General features: G+C 73.1%; 19 protein-coding genes. 10 read left to right on the forward strand and 9 right to left on the reverse strand.

Annotated elements, in window-relative coordinates:
* The first annotated feature begins 156 nt into the window (after positions 1–156).
* Together PKE99_RS22645 and PKE99_RS22650 are read left to right on the forward strand one after the other, a co-directional pair.
* On the forward strand, positions 157–1,305 hold the full coding sequence (locus tag PKE99_RS22645) for a YncE family protein (protein WP_271214909.1): 1,149 nt from the start codon (positions 157–159) through the stop codon (positions 1,303–1,305).
* A complete protein-coding gene (locus PKE99_RS22650; RefSeq protein ID WP_051737807.1) occupies positions 1,302–1,811 on the forward strand; it encodes a DUF2127 domain-containing protein in 510 nt (169 codons plus the stop codon). The genes PKE99_RS22645 and PKE99_RS22650 overlap by 4 nt, the downstream gene beginning before the upstream one ends.
* Here the strand turns inward: PKE99_RS22650 and PKE99_RS22655 are convergent.
* From PKE99_RS22655 to PKE99_RS22675, 5 genes are all read right to left on the reverse strand, one after another.
* Positions 1,808–2,878, reverse strand: a complete 1,071-nt coding sequence (locus PKE99_RS22655) for an NAD(P)-binding domain-containing protein (RefSeq protein ID WP_037049054.1) — start codon at positions 2,876–2,878, stop codon at positions 1,808–1,810. The two genes, PKE99_RS22650 and PKE99_RS22655, sit on opposite strands and share 4 nt — an antisense overlap.
* Positions 2,879–2,932: 54 nt before the next feature.
* Positions 2,933–3,913, reverse strand: coding sequence for a threonine/serine dehydratase family protein (locus tag PKE99_RS22660; RefSeq protein WP_231498314.1), 981 nt, complete (start codon positions 3,911–3,913; stop codon positions 2,933–2,935).
* Between the two features lie 2 nt (positions 3,914–3,915).
* A complete protein-coding gene (locus PKE99_RS22665) occupies positions 3,916–4,236 on the reverse strand; it encodes a putative quinol monooxygenase (protein WP_037049052.1) in 321 nt (106 codons plus the stop codon).
* Between the two features lie 13 nt (positions 4,237–4,249).
* Positions 4,250–5,176 carry a vWA domain-containing protein gene (locus PKE99_RS22670; protein ID WP_037049049.1) on the reverse strand — a complete coding sequence of 309 codons (927 nt, stop codon included), beginning with the start codon at positions 5,174–5,176 and terminating at the stop codon, positions 4,250–4,252.
* A 62-nt stretch (positions 5,177–5,238) separates the two neighbouring features.
* Positions 5,239–6,150, reverse strand: a complete 912-nt coding sequence (locus PKE99_RS22675) for an AAA family ATPase (protein WP_037049047.1) — start codon at positions 6,148–6,150, stop codon at positions 5,239–5,241.
* A 129-nt stretch (positions 6,151–6,279) separates the two neighbouring features.
* Between PKE99_RS22675 and PKE99_RS22680 the strand changes: the two genes are divergently transcribed.
* Entirely contained in the window at positions 6,280–7,401 is a 1,122-nt protein-coding gene (locus tag PKE99_RS22680; protein WP_037049044.1) for an NDMA-dependent alcohol dehydrogenase, read from the forward strand.
* A complete protein-coding gene (locus PKE99_RS22685; protein ID WP_037049042.1) occupies positions 7,401–8,996 on the forward strand; it encodes an AMP-binding protein in 1,596 nt (531 codons plus the stop codon). Before PKE99_RS22680 ends, PKE99_RS22685 begins: the two co-directional genes overlap by 1 nt.
* A 48-nt stretch (positions 8,997–9,044) precedes the next feature.
* Here PKE99_RS22685 and PKE99_RS22690 read toward each other — a convergent pair whose 3' ends face one another.
* The gene (locus PKE99_RS22690; RefSeq protein WP_037049041.1) at positions 9,045–10,667 is read right to left on the reverse strand and encodes an AMP-binding protein; all 1,623 of its coding nucleotides are present in this window, start codon (positions 10,665–10,667) and stop codon (positions 9,045–9,047) included.
* 114 nt (positions 10,668–10,781) lie between these two features.
* On the opposite strand from PKE99_RS22690, the gene PKE99_RS22695 reads away from it, so the two are divergent.
* The 6 genes from PKE99_RS22695 (at position 10,782) to PKE99_RS22720 (ending at position 15,608) form a co-directional block, all read left to right on the forward strand.
* The gene (locus tag PKE99_RS22695) at positions 10,782–11,231 is read left to right on the forward strand and encodes a hypothetical protein (RefSeq protein WP_051737806.1); all 450 of its coding nucleotides are present in this window, start codon (positions 10,782–10,784) and stop codon (positions 11,229–11,231) included.
* Positions 11,228–11,608, forward strand: coding sequence for a MaoC family dehydratase (locus PKE99_RS22700; RefSeq protein WP_037049040.1), 381 nt, complete (start codon positions 11,228–11,230; stop codon positions 11,606–11,608). The genes PKE99_RS22695 and PKE99_RS22700 overlap by 4 nt, the downstream gene beginning before the upstream one ends.
* A gap of 82 nt (positions 11,609–11,690) precedes the next feature.
* Positions 11,691–13,076, forward strand: a complete 1,386-nt coding sequence (locus PKE99_RS22705; RefSeq protein ID WP_037049038.1) for a phytoene desaturase family protein — start codon at positions 11,691–11,693, stop codon at positions 13,074–13,076.
* 3 nt (positions 13,077–13,079) lie between these two features.
* The gene (locus PKE99_RS22710) at positions 13,080–14,192 is read left to right on the forward strand and encodes an LLM class flavin-dependent oxidoreductase (RefSeq protein WP_051737805.1); all 1,113 of its coding nucleotides are present in this window, start codon (positions 13,080–13,082) and stop codon (positions 14,190–14,192) included.
* Positions 14,189–14,572: a nuclear transport factor 2 family protein gene (locus PKE99_RS22715; RefSeq protein WP_037049034.1), complete on the forward strand. Its 384-nt coding sequence runs from the start codon at positions 14,189–14,191 to the stop codon at positions 14,570–14,572. Before PKE99_RS22710 ends, PKE99_RS22715 begins: the two co-directional genes overlap by 4 nt.
* Before the next feature lie 7 nt (positions 14,573–14,579).
* On the forward strand, positions 14,580–15,608 hold the full coding sequence (locus tag PKE99_RS22720) for an LLM class flavin-dependent oxidoreductase (protein WP_051737804.1): 1,029 nt from the start codon (positions 14,580–14,582) through the stop codon (positions 15,606–15,608).
* Between the two features lie 36 nt (positions 15,609–15,644).
* Here the strand turns inward: PKE99_RS22720 and PKE99_RS22725 are convergent, their stop codons facing one another.
* From PKE99_RS22725 to PKE99_RS22735, 3 genes are all read right to left on the reverse strand, one after another.
* Positions 15,645–16,085, reverse strand: a complete 441-nt coding sequence (locus PKE99_RS22725; protein ID WP_037049030.1) for an SRPBCC family protein — start codon at positions 16,083–16,085, stop codon at positions 15,645–15,647.
* Positions 16,086–16,087: 2 nt separating this feature from the next.
* On the reverse strand, positions 16,088–16,627 hold the full coding sequence (locus tag PKE99_RS22730) for a DinB family protein (protein ID WP_037049028.1): 540 nt from the start codon (positions 16,625–16,627) through the stop codon (positions 16,088–16,090).
* 186 nt (positions 16,628–16,813) lie between these two features.
* Positions 16,814–18,523 carry a glycerol-3-phosphate dehydrogenase/oxidase gene (locus PKE99_RS22735; RefSeq protein WP_037049025.1) on the reverse strand — a complete coding sequence of 570 codons (1,710 nt, stop codon included), beginning with the start codon at positions 18,521–18,523 and terminating at the stop codon, positions 16,814–16,816.
* Positions 18,524–18,536: the final 13 nt, after the last annotated feature.

Below are 18,536 nucleotides of genomic sequence, written 5' to 3' on the forward strand. Positions count from 1 at the left end.
GGCTGAGTGATTCGGCTGAGGAATCGGTTCGGGGGATCGGGCGCGCCGGGGCCGGCAGGTACTGGCGGAACCCCGGCCACGGCGAGCAGGCTGTCGGGCCGGGGCGGTTCGAGCGCTGGGGGGACGTGCGTGATGGGTGTGCGAGGGCGACTCGCCATGGCGGTGGTCGGTTTGACGGTGCTGGTCGCGGCGTGCAGCGGTGAGGCGACGACGCCCGCGCCGTCGCCCGGGGCCGGGACCACACCCGCCCCGGCCGCCGCCAGTGACGCGCTGCCCGGCATGCCTCCGGTCACCAACGCGCGCAACGTCTACGCCGACGCCGGCGCGAACATGCTCTCCGACGCCGCGAAGGCCGCGAAACCGCTGGTCTACGTGCCGCACACCAAGTCCGGCGAGGTCCGGGTGATCGACCCGGCCACGTTCGCCGTCGTGGGGACCTACCGGCTGGGCGGCGAGCTGCAGCACGTCGTGCCGTCCTGGGACATGCGCACGCTGTACGCCACGGACGACATCCTCAACAAGGCGGTGCCGTTCGACCCGGTGACGGGCAAGCCCGGCGCTCCGATCCCGGTGCAGGACCCCTACAACATGTACTTCACCCCGGACGGCAGCACGGCGATCTCGGTGGCCGAGGCACAGAAGCGGCTGGTGTTCTACGACCCGCACACGTGGGTACAGCTGGGCGACCTGCCGACCCCGGACTGTGCCGGCATCGACCACGCCGACTTCACCCCGGACGGCCGGACCGCCGTGTTCACCTGCGAGTTCGCCGGACGTGTGGCCGTGGTCGACGTCGCGCGCCGCACCCTGCTGCGGACGATCGACATGCCCACCCGCAACACGCGCATGGGCCCGCAGGACATCAAGCTCGCCCCGGACGGCTCGGTCTTCTACGTCGCCGACCACGACCAGAACGGCCTCTGGGTGCTCGACGGCGCGGCCACGCGCGTCCTCCGCGAGATCCCGACCGGGCACGGCGCCCACGGCCTCTACCTCTCCCGGGACGCGACGCGGCTGTTCGTCACCAACCGGCACGAGGGCTCCATCAGCGTCCTCGACGCCTACACCGGCGCGCTGATCACGACCTGGCACATCCCGGGCGGCGGCAGCCCGGACATGGGCAACGTGACGGCGGACGGCAGCCAGCTGTGGCTCTCGGGCCGCTACGACCGGGAGGTCTACGTGCTCTCCACGACCGACGGCAGCCTGATCCGGAAGATCGACGTCGGCAACGGCCCGCACGGGCTGTGCGTGTGGCCCCAGCCGGGGCGCTACTCGCTCGGCCACACCGGAATCACCCGGTGAGCCCCGACGAGCAGGACACGGTCGCCGGGTCCCCTACGGACCGGCTCTTCAAGCTGGCCCTGCTCGTCAAGGGGATCGACGGCGCGGTGGAGCTGATCGGCGCGATCGTGCTGGTCGCGGTGTCCGGTGCGGCCGTGCACCACCTCGTCGCCGAGGTCCTCGCCCACGACCTGCTCGGCCCGGCCGACGGCACCCTCGCGCGCCACTTCGTCGCCGGCACCACCGAGTTCGTGTCCGGCGACCGCACGTTCGCCGTGCTCTACCTGGCCCTGCACGGAATCGTGAAGCTGGCGCTGGTGGTGGCGCTGCTGCGCAAGTGGCTGCCGGCCTACCCGGTCGCGATCGCCGTCCTGCTGCTGTTCGTGGTGTACGAGGTGATCCGGGCGGTCCACACCGGTTCGCTCGTGCTGCCCTTCCTCGCCGCCCTCGACCTCGCGATCACGGTGCTGGTGATCCGCGAGTACCGGATGCTGCGCCGGGAGCGCCGCGCCGAGGAGACCGCCTAGGCTGCCGCCGGCGCCCGCAGCCGCTGGACGATCTCGCGCGCGGCCGCCCGGCCCGCGCGGTTGGCGCCGATGGTGCTGGCCGACGGCCCGTAGCCGACGAGGTGCACCCGCGGATCGGCCACGGCGCGAGTGCCGTCGAGCGCGATCCCGCCCTGCGGCGAGCGCAGGTGCAGCGGGGCGAGGTGCCCGACCGCCGGCCGCCAGCCGGTGGCCCAGAGGATGACGTCGGCGGGCTCGGTGGTGCCGTCCGCCCAGGCCACACCGTCGGGGGTGATGCGGGAGAACATCGGGCGGCGGGCGAGCACGCCGCTCTCGATCCCCTCCCGGTACGCCGGGGTCAGCGGCAGGCCGGTCACGCTCACCACCGGCCGCGGCGGCAGGCCCGCCCGCACCCGCTCCTCGACGAGCGCGACCGCCTCGCGCCCGGCGACGTCGTCGAACGGGCCCTCGCGCCAGCGCGGCGGCGTGCGGGTGACCCAGGTGGTCGCGGCGGCGACCGGCGCGATCTGCAGCAGGAACTGCACGGCCGAGGTCCCGCCCCCGACGACGACCACGCGCTGTCCCGCGAACGCCTCCGGGCCGGGGAAGTCCACGGCGTGCAGCTGGCGGCCGCGGAACTCCGTGGCGCCGGGGTAGGCCGGGACGAACGGGCGGGTCCAGGTGCCGGTGGCGTTGACCAGGGCCTGCGCGGTCCAGGTGCCGGCGTCCGTGTCGACGTGGAGGAGCTCGTCCACCGACCGCACGGCCGTCACCCGTATCGGCCGCCGGACCTGCAGGTCGAACTCCCGCTCGTAGGCCGCGAAGTACTCCGGCACCACCCGGTTGGCGGGGCGGTCGGGGTCCTCGGGCGCGAAGTCGAGGCCCGGCAGCGAGTGGATGCGGTGGGCGGAGAAGGCGTCGCCGGCCACGCGGAGGGTGTCCCAGCGGTGCCGCCACGCCCCGCCGGGCGCCTCCTCGGCGTCGAGCACCACGAACCCGGGACCGGGCTCCAGCCCGGCGCGGCGCAGCCCCCAGGCGGCCGAGAGCCCGGCCTGCCCGGCGCCGATCACCACGACCTGCGTGTCCACGCCCCGTGCAACGCCCGGGCCCGGGCGATCAGTCCCGGCGATCAGTCCCGGCGATCAGTCCCGCACGCCGAACCGGTCCGCCCAGGCCCCGACGTCGGCGAAGGTGGCGTTGCCGCCGCACACCACCAGCCCGAGCCGGGCGCCCGGCCCGACCCGGTCGAGGATCCGGCGCGCGGCGGGCACGAGGCACCCCGCGGCGGGTTCCGTCCACAGCTTGGCGTGCGCGGCGAGGTCGAGCGTGCCGCGGACGGCCTCGGCGTCGGGGACCACGAGGATGTCCGTGACCAGGGCCGTGACGTGCTCGTACGTCAGCCGGGCGGCCGACGGGGCGCTGAGCGAGGTCACGATCGACGACAGCGCGACCGGCGTGGGCCCGCCCGCGGTGATCGCCGCGGACATGGCCTCGGCGCCGGTCGTCTCCACGCCCCAGATCCGGACGTCCGGCCGCCGGGCGCGCAGCGCCGCCGCGACGCCGGAGATCAGCCCGCCGCCCCCGATGCTGACCAGGACGTCCGTGAGCTCGCCGGCGTCGTCGGCCAGCTCGAGCCCGACGGTGCCCTGCGCCGCGACGACGATCGGGTCGTCGAACGGGTGCACCATCGTCCGGCCGGCCGCCTGCAGCTCCGCGGCCAGCGCGAACGCCCCGGCGATGTCCGGGGTGAGCCGCACGTCCGACCCGGTGGCCCGGCAGGCCGCGACCGTGCGCGACGACGCCGACTCCGGCATCACGACCGCCGCGTCGATCCCGAGCGCGGCGGCCATCTCGGCGACGGCGATGCCGTGGTTGCCGCCGCTCACCGCGACGACGCCCGCGGCCCGCTCCTCGGGCGTGAGCGACAGCAGCTTCGCCGTGGCCCCGCGCGCCTTGAACGACCCGGTGCGCTGCAGCAGCTCCAGCTTGGCCGTGACCGGCACCCCGAGCAGCGCCGACAGGCCCGGGCTCTCGACCGTCGGCGTCCGGACGACGTGCCCGGCGATGCGCTCGGCGGCGGCGGTGATCTCGGGGAGGCCGATCAGGGAGCTGCTGAGTGTCACACCTAGATCGTGCCCTGCTCGGTCGTGCCGGCGGGGACCGGCGTGAAGGTCTTCACGTCGAGCGGGGCGGCGAGCCGGCCCTTCAGCGCGGCACCGACCTCGGCGAGGGCCGGGGCTGCACCGTGGGTCTTGAGCGCCTCGGCCGACTCCCAGCGCTCCACGAACACGAGGTCGGTCGAGTCGCCGGTGCTCTCGTGCAGGGCGTACTTGCCGCAGCCCGGCTCCCCGTGGACCTTCGGGATGGCGGCGAGGAACGCCTCGCGGACGGCCTGCTCCTCGCCGGGCTTGGGCGAGATGGTGGCGATGACGATCACGGGGCTCATCGGGGTTGCTCCTTCAGCGGTTGAGGATGCGGTTGAGGGCGGGGGCGACGTCGCGGTGCGTGTGCACCGGGTGCAGGGTGCCGTGGCCGAGGCGGGCGAGGTCGCGGCCCAGCGGCAGGTCGTGCTCGCCGTCGGTCTCGAGCAGGACGTGCAGCTCACCGAAGCGGCGGGCGAGGTCGCGGGGGTCGGGGCCGGCGTTGTGCACGGCGTCGGTGAGCAGGATGGCGGTGCGCTTGCGCGCGGCGGAGCGGGCCAACTCGGCGTGCGCGACCGAGAGCCCGAACCCGACGTTGGTCAGCCCGCGGGCGGGGATGCGCAGCAGCTGGTCGAGCAGCTTCGACGGCGTGGCCGGGGTGGTCAGCGGCTTGAGCACTGCGGCATCGGACCAGAACGCGACCAGGGCGAGCTGGTCGGAGGCGCCGGACAGGTCCGCGGACAGCGCGGCCACGGTGGCCGCGGCGATGCGCACCTTCTCCCCGCGCATGGACCCGGAGACGTCGACGATCAGCACCGCGGCCCGCCGCGAGCTCATCCGCTCCCGGACGATGATGTCGGTGTCCTCGGGCCGGGGCCGCTCGGCGAGCATCTCGATGGTCTTGTCGAGGTCGATGTCGTCGGAGCGGTAGGCGTAGGGGACCGAGGCCAGGGCGCCGGTGCCGCGCTCGGCGCGGGCGTCCCGCGGGCGGCGGCGCACCGACAGCCGCCGCGCGATGGCCTGGGCCATGGACGCGACCACCGGGTCCGGCGGGGTGTCCTCCAGCAGCTCCCCGAGCTCGCGCTGCCGCGCGGTCTGCGAGGTCACGAGCACGCCCTGCCCGCCGGCGGGCAGCTCGTCCTGCCCGCCGGAACGGTCCGGGTTCAGCTCGGCGACGACGGGCGCGCCCTTGCCCTTCGAGAACAGCTCGGGTGCGGTGTCGAGGCGCTTGGGCTTGCGCCGCAACGGGGCCAGGTTCCGTCGCTCACCGGGGTCGGCGGTGGGCAGCGCGACGGAGTTGTCGAGGTTCAGGCGGTGCGGGCCCGGCGCTGCCCGCCGGGGGCGGAGAAAAAATGGTTCTCCCAGATCTCGGTGATGACCCGCTCCGGAGTCGCGTCGGAGGCCTCGTCGACCCCGACCCGCGCGGACAGCGCCAGCAGCGCGGCGTCGAGCACCACCCGGCTGTGTTCCGCGCCCGGGCCGATGCGCTGCAGCTCCATCGCGATCGCGACCAGGTCGATCGCCCCGCGCACCGACGAGCCGCGGCGCAGCTCGGGGTGGATGCGGGTGGCCCGGGTCAGGGCCACGCCGTCGTCGATCAGGGCCCGGTCCTCACAGCCGGTGCGGCGCGCGACGATGTCGCCCTCCTCCTCGGCGGACTGGTAGCCCACGGCCAGGCGGCACCAGCGGTCGTAGACCGAGTCGGAGATCCGGGCGGTGCCGACGTTGTCGAACGGGTTCATCGAGGCCAGCACCCGGAACGTCGGGCCGGCGGCGAGGGTCCCGACGCGGGGCACGGTGACCGCGCGCTCGGCCATCGCGCCGAGCAGCACGTTGAGCGTGTCCTCCGGGGCGCGGTTGAGCTCCTCGATGTAGAGGAACCCGCCGCGCTGCATGGCCTCCACCAGCGGGCCGGGCACGAAGTTCTCCGCGGAGTAGTCCTCCTGCAGCACGCGGGCCGGGTTGTGGTGCCCCACGAGCCGGGCGGGGGTGAGCTCGGCGTTGCCCTCCACCAGCACGAACGGCACGTCCCAGTGCTCGGTGATGGCGCGCAGCATCGTGGACTTCGACGTCCCCGGCGGGCCCTCCAGCAGGATGTCGCGGCCCGCCGCCACCGCCGCCAGCACCAGGGTCAGCTCGCGGTCGCGGCCGACCACGGCCTGCGCGATCGCGTCCCGCGCGGAGCCGTCGACCGTGGGGCTCGTCGTTGATGCACTCACATCACCATCCGACAGGCCTGGCGAACGTTCGTCAACCCGGCTCTTGTGTGACTACCGGTCGGTCGGTAGTCATTGTGGCGTCGGCCACGACGCGGTGGCCGCCCCGAGGATCCGAGGAGGACCCCCACCGTGAAGACGCACGCCTCCATCCTGCGCAGCGCCCCCGGCAAGTTCGAGTCCGCCGACCTCGAGCTCGAGGGCCCGCGCAGCGGCGAGATCACCGTCAAGCTCGCGGCCTCGGGCCTGTGCCACTCGGACGACCACATGGCGACCGGCGACATCCCCGCCGGCACCTACCCGCTCTGCGGCGGGCACGAGGGCTCGGGCGTGGTGACCGAGGTCGGCCCGGAGACGCCCGGGTTCGAGGTGGGCGACCACGTCGTGTTCACCTTCGTGCCCTCCTGCGGGCGCTGCCGCTGGTGCGCCGCGGGCATGCAGAACCTCTGCGACCTGGGCGCCAACATGATGGTCGGCTCCCGCTTCGAGGACACCTCCAGCTTCCGCATGACGCTCGACGGGCAGCCGGTCGGCCAGATGTGCGGGATCTCCACGTTCAGCGAGTTCACGACGGTCAGCGTCAACTCCGCCGTCAAGGTGCCGAAGGAGGTCCCGCTGGTCCCGCTGTGCCTGCTGGGCTGCGGCGTCGGGACGGGCTGGGGCTCGGCGGTGAACGCGGCGCAGGTGCAGGCCGGGCAGACGGTCGTCGTGATGGGCATCGGCGGTATCGGGACCAGCGCGGTGCAGGGTGCCGCGCACGCCGGTGCGACGAACGTGATCGCCGTCGACCCGGTCGCGTTCAAGCGCGAGAGCGCGATGGAGTTCGGCGCCACCCACACGGCCTCGACGATGGAGGAGGCCTCCGAGCTGGCGAGCCACTTCACGAACGGCCAGGGTCCGGACTCGGTGATCGTGACCGTCGGCGTCACGACGGCGGACCACGTCGGCCAGGCCGTCGCCGCCGTGCGCAAGGCGGGCACGGTCGTGGTCACCGGCGCGGGCAAGGCGGAGCTGTCCCAGGTGCCGATCAACCTGCTCGAGCTGACCATGGCGCAGAAGAAGATCGTCGGCGCGCTGTTCGGCGCGGCCAGCCCGTTCACCAGCATCCCGTGGCTGACCCAGATGTACACGAACGGCCGGCTCAAGCTCGACGAGATGATCACCAAGCGGTACTCGCTCGACGAGGTGGCCCAGGGCTACGAGGACATGCACGCGGGCACCATCATCCGCGGGATCGTGGAGTTCGACCGCTGATGACCCGGCGCTGGATCGCCCCGACCACCCTCGGCGACCTCGTCGACCGGCGCGCCGCCGAGCACCCGGCGGACGAGGCGCTGGTGTTCCCGGACGGGCGGGCCACCTTCGCCGAGCTCGCGGAGCGGGCGCAGCTCCACGCGCGCCGGCTGCTCGGGCTCGGCGTCGGCCGCGGCGACCGGGTGGGGACATTGCTGCCGGCGTCGGTCGACCTCGTCGCGGTGATGATCGGGGCGGCGAAGATCGGGGCGGTCACGGTGCCGGTCAACGCGCGGTTCAAGGCCGTGGAGCTACGGCAGATCGTGGTGCACTCCGGGATGCGGGTGCTGGCGACCGACGCCGCGTCGGTCCCGCTGGTCCGCGAGGCGACGGCGGAGGGCGCCCCCGAGCTGCACCACGTCCTCGTCCTCGACGACCCGGAGTCGCTCGCCGCCGCCGACCGCTCGGCCGCGGCGGACGAGGAGGTGTGGGCGCGCCAGCCCGGCGTCCGGGTCCGGGACACCGCGGTGATCGTCTACACCTCGGGGACCACGGCCGCGCCGAAGGGCGCGATGCTCAGCCACGAGGCCCTCACCCGGCTCGCCGACGGGATCGGCGAGCGGATGGCGCTCACCCCGGACGACCGGGTGTGGACGGCGATCCCGCTCTTCCACGGCGGCGGCATCACGTTCCTGCTCAGCTGCCTGACGGCCCGGGCGGCATTCGTGCACCCCGGCTACTTCGACCCCACGACCACGCTGGAGCTGCTCACCACCGAGCGGGTCACGGTGGCCCTGGCCGCCTTCGAGACGATCTGGATGCCGGTGCTGAACCGGCCGGACTTCGCGGACTTCGACCTCTCCGGGGTCCGCCTGGTGATGGCCGTGGGCGTGCCGGAGCGGCTGCGGGACATGGCCTCCCGGCTGCCCTGGGCCGTGCACGTGTCGTGCGTGGCGATGACCGAGTCGTCGGCCTTCCTGACGCTGAACCGCAGGGACGACCCGTTGGAGAAGCGCGTGACGACGGGCGGGCACCCGATGCCCGGGATGGAGGTCCGCGTCGTCGACCCGGAGACCGGCGCCGACCTCCCGCCCGACACGCCGGGCGAGCTGCTCTTCCGCGGCCCCACCGCCTTCGACGGCTACTTCCGCGACCCGGGGCGCACGGCCGAGGTGATCGACGCCGACGGCTGGTTCCACACCGGCGACCTCGTCGTCGCCGACGCGGACGGCCGGCTCACCTTCCGCTCCCGGCTCAAGGACATGCTCAAGGTCGGCGGCGAGAACGTGGCCGCCGCCGAGGTCGAGGGGTACCTGCTCGGGCACCCGGCGGTGGACCTGGTCGCGGTCGTCGCGGCACCCGACGCGTACTACGTCGAGGTCCCGGCCGCGTTCGTGCAGCTCAAGCCGGGTACGACCGCCACCGAGGAGGAGCTGATCGAGTACTGCGTCGGGCGGATCGCCACCTACCGCGTGCCGCGCTACGTCCGGTGGGTCGCGCCGGGGGAGTGGCCGATGTCCGGCACGAAGATCAAGAAGTACCTGCTGCGCGAGCGGATCGCCGACGAGCTCAAGCAGCGCGGCATCACCGAGGCGCCCCGCATCCGCACCCCGTGACCCTGTGCCCCTGTGAGTGGCGATAGTCGCTATGACGACTATCGCCACTCACGAGGCCCGGGGGCGGGAGGACAGGACCGGCGCCTCGGTGATCCCCGCGGCCTTCAGCTCGTCGGCCAGGCGCTCCTTGAGACGGAACTTCTGCACCTTGGTCCCGGACATCGGGAACTCGTCGACGAAGCGCACGTACCGCGGCACCTTGAAGGTCGCGATCCGCCCGAGGCAGAAGGCGATGAGCTCCTCCTCCGTGGCGGTGGCCCCGGCCTTGAGCTGCACGAACGCGGCGGCGACCTCGCCGTAGCGGGCGTCCGGCGCCCCGACGACCTGCACCAGCCCGACGGCCGGGTGCTCGCAGAGGAACCCCTCCACCTCGGCGGCGGCCACGTTCTCCCCGCCGACCTTGAGCATGTCCTTCAGCCGCGACACGAACCGCAGCCGCCCCGCCTCGTCGGCCACGACGAGGTCCCCGGAGGCGAACCAGCCGTCGGCGTCGATGCGCGCCGCCGTCGTCCCGGGGTCGCGGTGGTAGCGGACGAGGCGGGAGGCGCCCCGGAACCGGAACTCGCCGGGGACGCCGGGCGGCACGGCCTCCCCGGTCCCCGGGTCGACGACCTTCGCCTCCATGTGCCGCAGCGGGACGCCGCTGGTGGTCGCGCGGACCTCGGCGGGGTCGTCGGGCGAACCCATGCAGCAGAACCCGAACGACTCGGTCATCCCCAGGCAGGAGGTCTGCACGGCCTGCGGGAGCCGGGCCTGCATCGCGCGCATCCGTTCCGGCGCTCCGACGTTGATCACCAGGCGCAGCGCCGAGAGGTCGGCCTCCGGGAAGCGCGGGTGCTCCAGGACCGGCACCCAGATCGTCTCGAAGGCGGGGAAGCCGATCGTGCAGCGCTCGCGTTCGAGCTGGTCCAGGGCCCGTCCGGGCTCGAAGGTGCCCACGTGCACCATCCCGCACCGGCCGGCCAGCGCCGCGATCGCCACGTCGAACCCGCCGCAGTGGAACATCGGCAGCGGCGCCCAGAACCGGTCGTCCGGCCGCAGGCCGAGCCGTTCCGCCACCGCCCCGCCCTCGGCGACCAGAGATGCGTGGTCGTGCACGCAGCCGCGCGGCCGCGAGGTGGTGCCGGAGGTGTAGAGCATGAGGATCGGGTCGGACGCCCGCAGCGCACCCCGGGCCTCGTCGGCCCCGGCGGGATCCGCCGACTCGTCCAGCCCGTGCAGGAAGCCCGGCCCTGGTTCGTCGAGGGCGACGACGGCGCGGAGCAGCGGGGCGGCGTCGAGCGCGAGCCGGCCCGGTGTGCCCTCCGCCAGCCCCGGCAGGGCCTCGTGCAGCACCGGAGCGAACCCGGCGGTGCTGATCAGCAGCCGCAGGTCGGCGTTCTCGATCATGTAGCTCAGCTCGCGCGGCTTGAGCCTCGGGTTCAGCGGCACCGTGACCGCGCCGATCCGGGCCGCGGCGAGCCAGAGCCGGTAGCTGTCGAGGCAGCCGTGCAGCAGCAGCCCCACGGAGTCCCCCGGCCGCAGGCCGAGCGCCCAGAGCGCGGCCGAGAGCCGGCGCGTCGACCGGGCCAGCTCGGGGTAGGTCTCGCGGCCGTCGGGGAAGACGACGCCCTGCTCCGGCGCGTCCACCGCGCGGCGCTCGAGCAGGTCGGGAACGGTGGTGTCCGGCATCCTCGTCGGCCCTTCCGATCTGTCTAACGATCGTTTGACAGTGGACGGTAGCAACGCCCGCGGTCCGCGTCGAGGCGGCTGACTATCAACCGTCCAGTAGTTAGGCTGGGCCCCGTGATCACCGAGGAGGAGCTCGCCGGCACCGTCGGTCACAGCATGCCCGGCGGCACCGCACGCGTCGAGCACTACGCGGACTGGCTGCTGCGCGACGCGCTGGGCGCTCCGCCGGGCGAGCCGGGCCTCGCACACCCGACGTTCGCGTTCCTCGCCGCGCAGGGAGGTGTGGGGCTGAGCCTCGAGGAGGTCTTCGCCGTCTTCGGCGCCTCCTCGGCCGACGGCCCGATGCTCGGGGAGTGGGCCGTGGACTTCGCGGAGCCGCTGCGGCTCGACGTCGACTACGCGGTGACCTGTGTCGTCGAGTCCGCGCGGCGCAAGACGGGGGCGCGTACCGGGGTGTTCGACCTGGTCACCGTGCGGATCGAGCTGACCGGGCCGGACGGGACCGTGCACGTGACCGTCCGGCCGACGTACGTGTTCCCTCGTCGATCGGCGGTGTCGGCGTGAGGGTCGGGGACCTGCTGCCGGAGCGCGTGGTCGAGTCGGTCGACCCGGAGAAGATGAAGATCGCCGCGGCGCTGCTGCGGGACCCGAACATGATCCACCTCGACCCGGCGGTCACCGAGAAGCTGGGCATGGGGTCGCGGGTGGTCAACCAGGGGCCGCTGAACCTGGGCTACATCCACACCCTGCTCGAGGAGTACGGGCGGGTGGTCGCCTCGCGCTTCCGGTTCCACGGCAACGTGTTCGCGGGCGACCGGGTCGTCGCGGGTGGGCGGGTCACGGCCGTCGACGGGGACCTCGTCGACTACGAGGTCTGGCTGGACGTGACGGGCGGAGCGCGGGCAGTCTCGGGGACGGTCCGGATCCGCCGGGCACGGTGAGCGCGTCCCGCGCACGGGTGCTTGCGCGATCCGGTCCGCCGTGACACCGTCGTCAAACGGTCGGTTGGTAGAGAGAGGTGTCATGCCGAGCTACGACGTCGTGGTCATCGGGGCCGGGGCCGCCGGGCTCTCCGCGGGAGCGCTGCTGGCCAAGGAGGGCAAGCGGGTCGTGGTGCTCGACCGCAGCCCCTATCTGGGCGGGCGCGCCATGGCCGTGCCGGACGAGGGGTTCACCGTCAACCTCGGCGGCCACCTCATCGAGGACGGCGGCTCGGGCATCACGAAGGTGTTCGAGCACGTCGGCAAGGAGCTGATCCACGGCGAGGTCAGCAACGACATGCCCATCTGGGAGAACGGCAAGGGCTGGGGCTCGATCCGGGACCGGTACACCGACCGGACCGAGCTCAAGAAGGTGATCAAGGCCCTGGTCAACACCCCGTACGAGGACCTCGACGACTGGGACGACCGCTCCCTGCGCGAGTGGATCCATCAGTACACGGACGACCAGGGCGTGGTGGACCTCTTCGAGTTCATCTCCGTGCTGGAGTGCATGACCGACAACTGGTACGACCACTCCGCCAGCGACAACCTCTACGTGCGCAAGATGCACTTCGAGGAGCGCAACACCGCGGCCTACTCCTGCTGGCCCGGCCAGGGCTGGGACGGGATCTGGCGCGACCTCGCCGACGCGATCACCGAGAACGGCGGGGAGCTGCGGCTGGGGACGTCGGTCGAGCGGGTCGTCATCGAGAACGGCGCGGTGAAGGGCGTGGCGGTGGGCCGCGAACCCAAGGTGCTGCCCAACGAGTTCTTCGAGGAGGAGATCCTCACCGCACCCGCCGTGATCTCCACGCTGCCGGTGTGGAACGTGCTGAACGTCGTCCCGCGGTCCGCGCTGCCCGAGTGGTACGCCTCCCAGATCGAGTTCCTCGCCCAGGACAAGTTCCGGATCGCCTGGCTGGGGCTCTACCTCGCCACCGAGGAGCCGGTCACGCAGTTCGACCCGCGCGAGCTCGCCACCTGGACCTCGACGCCGTCGACCGACTGCTCGGGCTTCATGTTCGACCAGTCCGCGATGGACCCGTCGTGCTCGCCGGAGGGCACCCACCTGCACGTGATGGGCGCGATCATCCCCGGCGCCAAGGGACGGGACCGCGAATGGTGCCGCGCGACCATGGAGGCCTTCGAGCGCGACGCCGAGGTCATGTGGCCGGGCTTCGCCAAGCCGATCTGGCGGCGCCGGCACCTGGTGTTCGAGCCGAGCTTCGGCGTGATCCAGATGCCCGGCCTGGTCGGGAAGTACCGGCCGCACTGGCGGGCGCCCAACGTCGAGGGGCTGTGGTTCGCCTCCGAGACCTTCCGCAGCCGCGGCATCGGCACCGACCGCGCCGCGCGCGCGGCCCTGACCTGCGTCGAGGACTACCTCGGCGCCCGGATCCCGACCTTCGGCGACGGGTGGAGGTACTAGAAGGTGCAGCGGCTCCAGCTGGGCGTCCCCGGGCAGATCATGCCGCCGGCCGACGCCGCCGTGAAGTTCGCGCAGCGCAGCGAGGCCGAGGGGTACGACGCCGTGTGGTGGCCGGACCACCTCATGGGCTGGCACGCGGACACGATGTGGACCCCGGACCTCACGCCGCTCGCGAAGGTCCAGGCCAACCCGCACACCTACTTCGACCCGATGATCATGATGGGGGTCGTCGGGGCGCAGACCGAGCGGATCAAGGTCGGCGTGGTCGTCACGGACCTGATCCGGCGGAACCCGGCCATGGCCGCGGCCACGGCGTTGACGCTGGACCACGTGACCCGCGGGCGGGCGATCATCGGGCTGGGCTCCGGCGAGAAGCTGAACGTCACGCCGTACGGGATGTCGTTCGACAAGCCCGTCGCGAAGCTCTCCGAGGGCATCGACGTGATGCGCCTGCTGTGGGAGGCGGACGGGCCCGTCGACTTCCGGGGAACGTTCCACACCCTGGAGAAGGCGGTGCTGGGGCTGCAGCCCTACGGGGACACCCCGCCCGAGATCTGGACCGCCGCGCACGGTCCACGGATGCTGCGGCTGACCGGCACCAAGGCGGACGGCTGGCTGCCCACCAAGATGACCGCGCCGGACTACGGCAAGGCGCTCACCGCGATCCAGCAGGCCGCGCAGGACGCGGACCGCGACCCCGCGAAGATCACCCCGGGCATGCTCGGCTACATCCTCATGGGCCCGGACGAGGAGACCGTCCGGCGGCTGACCGAGGCGCCGCTGGTGCGGGCGCTGTGCGTGCTGCTGCCCTCGCAGGTGTTCCGGGACCTCGGTGTCGAACCCCCGCTCGACGCGGGCTCGGGCTTCCACGACTTCATCCCGACGACGATCCCGCGCGAGGAGTCGCTGCGGATCATCGACGCGATCCCGCCGGAGGTGGTGCGGCACTACGCCTTCTGCGGCACCCCCGAGCAGGTCGCGGAGGAGCTCCACGAGTACCGCGAGGCGGGCCTGGAGCACCTCGTCATGTGGAACATCACGGCGTTCGGCGACCCCTCGCTGGCGAAGTGGTCGTTCCAGGCGATGGCGGAGCTGAAGAAGCTGGTGGGCTCGTGAGCTCGCCCGTCGACGGGAGGGCCGTCGTCGAGGGCTACTTCGCGGCGATCAACTCGGACTCGTTCGCGGACCTGGCCGAGGTGTTCACCGACGACGTGGAGATCCACACGGTCGGCGCGGAGCCGGTCGTCGGGCGGGAGGCGGCGCTCGCGCACTTCCCGGCCGTCCTGGCGAACTACGCCGAGCACGAGGACCGCGTGACGCGCTGGATCGAGACCCCCGAGGCGATCGTCACCGAGATCGACTTCGAGGGGAAGCTCGCCGACGGCCGGCCGGTCGTCTTCTCCGCGCTCGACGTGTTCGACCTGCGCGGCGGACGGATCGCCAGGGTGACGACCTGGTACGACACCCGGGACGTCCGGCGTCAGGTCCGACCGTGACGTCGTCGTGAAGCTGGGGGTCACCCTGCCCGTCGACGACGGGCTCGGCGTCCCCGAGTACCTCCGGCTCGTCCGCGCGGCCGAGGAGGCGGGCTACGACTCGGCGTGGGTCGGCGAGGTGACCGGGCCCGAGGTCTTCTCGATGCTCGGCGTCCTGGCCGCCAGCACGTCGCGGATCCGGCTGGGCTCCGGGATCGCGACGGTCTACCCGCGCTCGCCGGCGCTCGCCGCGATGGGTTTCGCGACGCTCGCCTCCGCCGCGCCCGGCCGGATCGTGGCCGGGCTGGGCGCGAGCAGCCCGATGATCACCGAGGACTGGCACGGCCGCACGCACAGCCGCCCGCTGGCGACGATCGAGGGCTACGTCCGGGTGCTCCGGGCGGCCTGGGCGGGGGAGCGGGTGTCCGTGGAACACCCGCGCACACAGGGCTTCCGGGCCACGCTCCTGCCGCCGGAGCCGCCGCCGATCGTCGTCGGGGCGATGAACCCGGGGATGCTGCGGCTCGCCGGCCGGGTGGCCGACGGCGTGTTCCTCACCTGGTCGCCGGTCGACGAGATCGCGGCCAAGCTGGCGCTCGTCCGCGAGGGGGAGCGGGAGGCGGGCCGCGAGCCGGGCAGCGTGTGGGCGATGGTGTCCTTCTGGGCCTACGCGGGGGACCGGCTGCCCGAGGGCAGGGAACGGCTGCGCCGCCTCTGCCTGCAGTACGCGATGGTCCCGACGCACGCGGGCTCCTTCACCGGCGTCTTCCCGGAGATCGCCCGGGCCACCGAGCTGTGGCGCTCCGGCGACCGCCGCGCCGCCCTCGCCCTGGCGCCCGACGAGGCGGTCCACCGGCTCTGCGCGGTCGGCACGGGCGAGACGGTCGCCGCACGCGCCGCCGCGATGCACGAGGCGGGCGTCGACCTCGCCGTCCTCCTCACCCCCGGCGCCGTCCCGGGCGAGATCGACGGCCCCCTCCAGACCATCGCCCGCGCGGCCGCCGCCGCAGGAACCGTGAAGAACCGGACGAACGGCACTCTCGCTCATCAGGAATGAGCGAGAGTGCCGTTCACCGGGGACTGCGGGGCCTGGTCAGCCGCTCTCCAGGATCTCCTTGAGGCGACGCAGGTCGGCCTCGTTCGCGCGGCGCATCGCCGCCGCCACGGCCGGCGCGGCCACCGCCCGGAACCCGTGCGGCTCGCCCCGGTTGCGCAACGTCATCGTGGTGCCGCCGTCGTCGGACGGTGCCCAGGTGTAGGTCGTCTCCATCGGGAACGGTCCCTGGGCGGTGCGCATGGTCAGGCGCTCGCCCGGGACGTTCTCGACGATCTCGTAGGTGTAGGCGAGCCTGCGGCCCAGGAAACGGGCCACGAAGGCGATCTCGCTGCCCTCCGCGAGCGGCGGCGGGGTGCGCCACTCGACCGACCGGATGCTGGCGTACCAGCGCGGGGCCGAGTCCGGGTCGGCGGCGAAGGCGGCGACCTCGGCGACCGGGCGCGCGATCGTCGTACGGGTGACGACGTCGACGGCCACCGTCAGCCCATGGTCTTCGCGCCGTCGATGGCCTCGCGGATGATGTCGGCGTGGCCGGCGTGCTGGGAGGTCTCGGCGATCACGTGCAGGATCACGCGGCGCACCGAGTACGTCGCGCCGGGCTCGAACCAGGGCGCGCTGGGCAGCGGCTGGGTGGCGTCGAGGTCCGCGGTCGCGACCACCTCGTCCGTGGCCGCGGCGACCCGGTCGTAGTGCTCGAGCAGGGCGGGGAGGGTGTCGGCGTCCGTGAGCTGGAACCGGGTGTCGACGAAGTCGCCGGACTCCATCGCGGCCCGCATCGCCTCCTCGTCGAACTCGACGTCGCCGCCCATCGCGCCCGGCTTGCCGAGCGCGAAGTCGATCCACCCCTGCTCGGTGTCGGCGACGTGCTTGATCAGCGAGGCGAGGGTCAGCTCGCTGACGGTGCTGCGGGTGCGCGCCTGCTCCTCGGTGACGCCGGCGACGGTCTGCCGCAGGAAGGCGCGGTGCCGGCGCAGCGACTCCAGCAGGTCCGCGCGCTCGCGGGTGAGGGTGGTGGTCATGGCGGCCTCCTCGCGTGGGCAGCAGGTCGGGCGGCACCGTACCGCGAGAAGGGGCCAGGATGCGGCCACGCAGTATGGTTCCATAACGCGATTTTCCGCGCCTTGAGAACGCATTATGGTTCCATAACGCGAAAATCTTGGATCGGAACTCGCGTTATGGAACCATAATGCGACGGTCGTGCGCGATCAGCTGACCGGCACCACGTCCGGCGCGCCCATGCGGGCGGAGTCGGCGGTGGCGTCGTCGGGCATGGTCTGGCTCTCCCGCTCGGCGGCGACGCGCCCGCGGTAGTGCTCGACCTCCTTGGCCTTCTGCTCCTCGGTCCAGCCCAGCACCGGGGCCATCAGGTCCGCGGCCTCCTGCGCGGCGCCGAGGCCGCGGTCGAAGGTCTCGATGCTGGTGCGGGTGCGGCGGGTGAGGACGTCGTCGAGGTGCCGGGCGCCCTCGTGCGTGGCCGCGTAGACGATCTCGGCGCGGATGTGGTCCGGCGCCCCGCCCAGCGGCTCGCCGAGGGTCTTGTCCTCGGCGACCAGGTCGAGCACCTCGTCGATCAGCGAGCCGTACCGGCAGAGCAGGTCCTGGATCCGGGCCGGGTGCAGGCCCGAGCGCTCGGCGATGACGTGCACCGAGTTCTGCAGCGCCTCCCAGCCCTCGGCACCGAGCAGCGGCACGTCCTTGGTGACGGACTCGGGCACCTTGGCGTCGAGGCCGTGCACGGCGGCGTCGACGGCGTCCTTGGCCATCACCCGGTAGGTCGTGTACTTCCCGCCGGCCACGACGACCAGCCCCGGCACCGGCGTGGCGACGGCGTGCTCGCGGGAGAGCTTCGACGTCGTGTCCGACTCGCCCGCCAGCAGCGGCCGCAGCCCCGCGTAGACGCCCTCGACGTCCTCGTGCGTCAGCGGCTGCTCCAGCACGGAGTTGACGTGCTCGAGCAGGTAGTCGATGTCCGCCTTCGACGCGGCCGGGTGGGCCTTGTCGAGGTCCCAGTCGGTGTCGGTGGTGCCGATGATCCAGTGCCGGCCCCACGGGATCACGAACAGCACCGACTTCTCGGTGCGCAGGATCAGCCCGGAGTCCGAGCGGATCCGGTCCCGCGGCACCACCAGGTGGATGCCCTTGGACGCGCGGACGTGGAACCGGCCGCGCTCGCCGGCCAGGCCCTGGGTCTCGTCCGTCCAGACACCGGTGGCGTTGATGACCTGCTTGGCGCGCACCTTGATCACGTCGCCGGTCTCGAGGTCGTGGACCTCGGCGCCGATGACGCGGCCGGACTCCTTGAGCAGCCCGACCACCCGGGCGCGGGTGGCCACGTGCGCCCCGTAGGCCGCCGCCGTGCGGGCGACGAACATGGTGTGGCGGGCGTCGTCGACCTGGGCGTCGTAGTACTGCAGGGCGCCGACGAGGGCGTCCTTGCGCAGCGACGGCACGATCTTGCGCGCGCCGCGGCGGGTGAGGTGCCGGTGGTGCGGCACGCCGCGGGACTGCCCGGAGAGCAGCCCGAGGGTGTCGTAGAGCGCCACACCGGAGCCGGCGTACAGCCGCTCCCACACGTGGTGCTGGAGCGGGTAGATGAACGGGACGGGGTGGATGAGGTGCGGGGCGAGCTTCTGGATCAGCAGCCCCCGCTCCTGGAGCGCCTCCGCGACGAGCCGGAAGTCCAGCATCTCCAGGTAGCGCAGGCCGCCGTGGATGAGCTTCGAGCTGCGGCTCGACGTCCCGGAGGCGAAGTCACGTGCCTCGACCAGACCGACGCGCAGGCCGCGGGTGGCGGCGTCGAGGGCAGCACCGCTGCCCACGACGCCGCCGCCGACGACGAGAACGTCGAGCTCCTCCCGGCCCATGTCCTCCAGCGCCCGCGTCCGGGCGGCGGGGGAGAGCGCGACGGATCTCATGACAGGTCTTCCT

Origin of the sequence: Pseudonocardia halophobica, assembly GCF_027922425.1 — a bacterium.
Taxonomy (GTDB): Bacteria; Actinomycetota; Actinomycetes; order Mycobacteriales; family Pseudonocardiaceae; genus Pseudonocardia; species Pseudonocardia halophobica.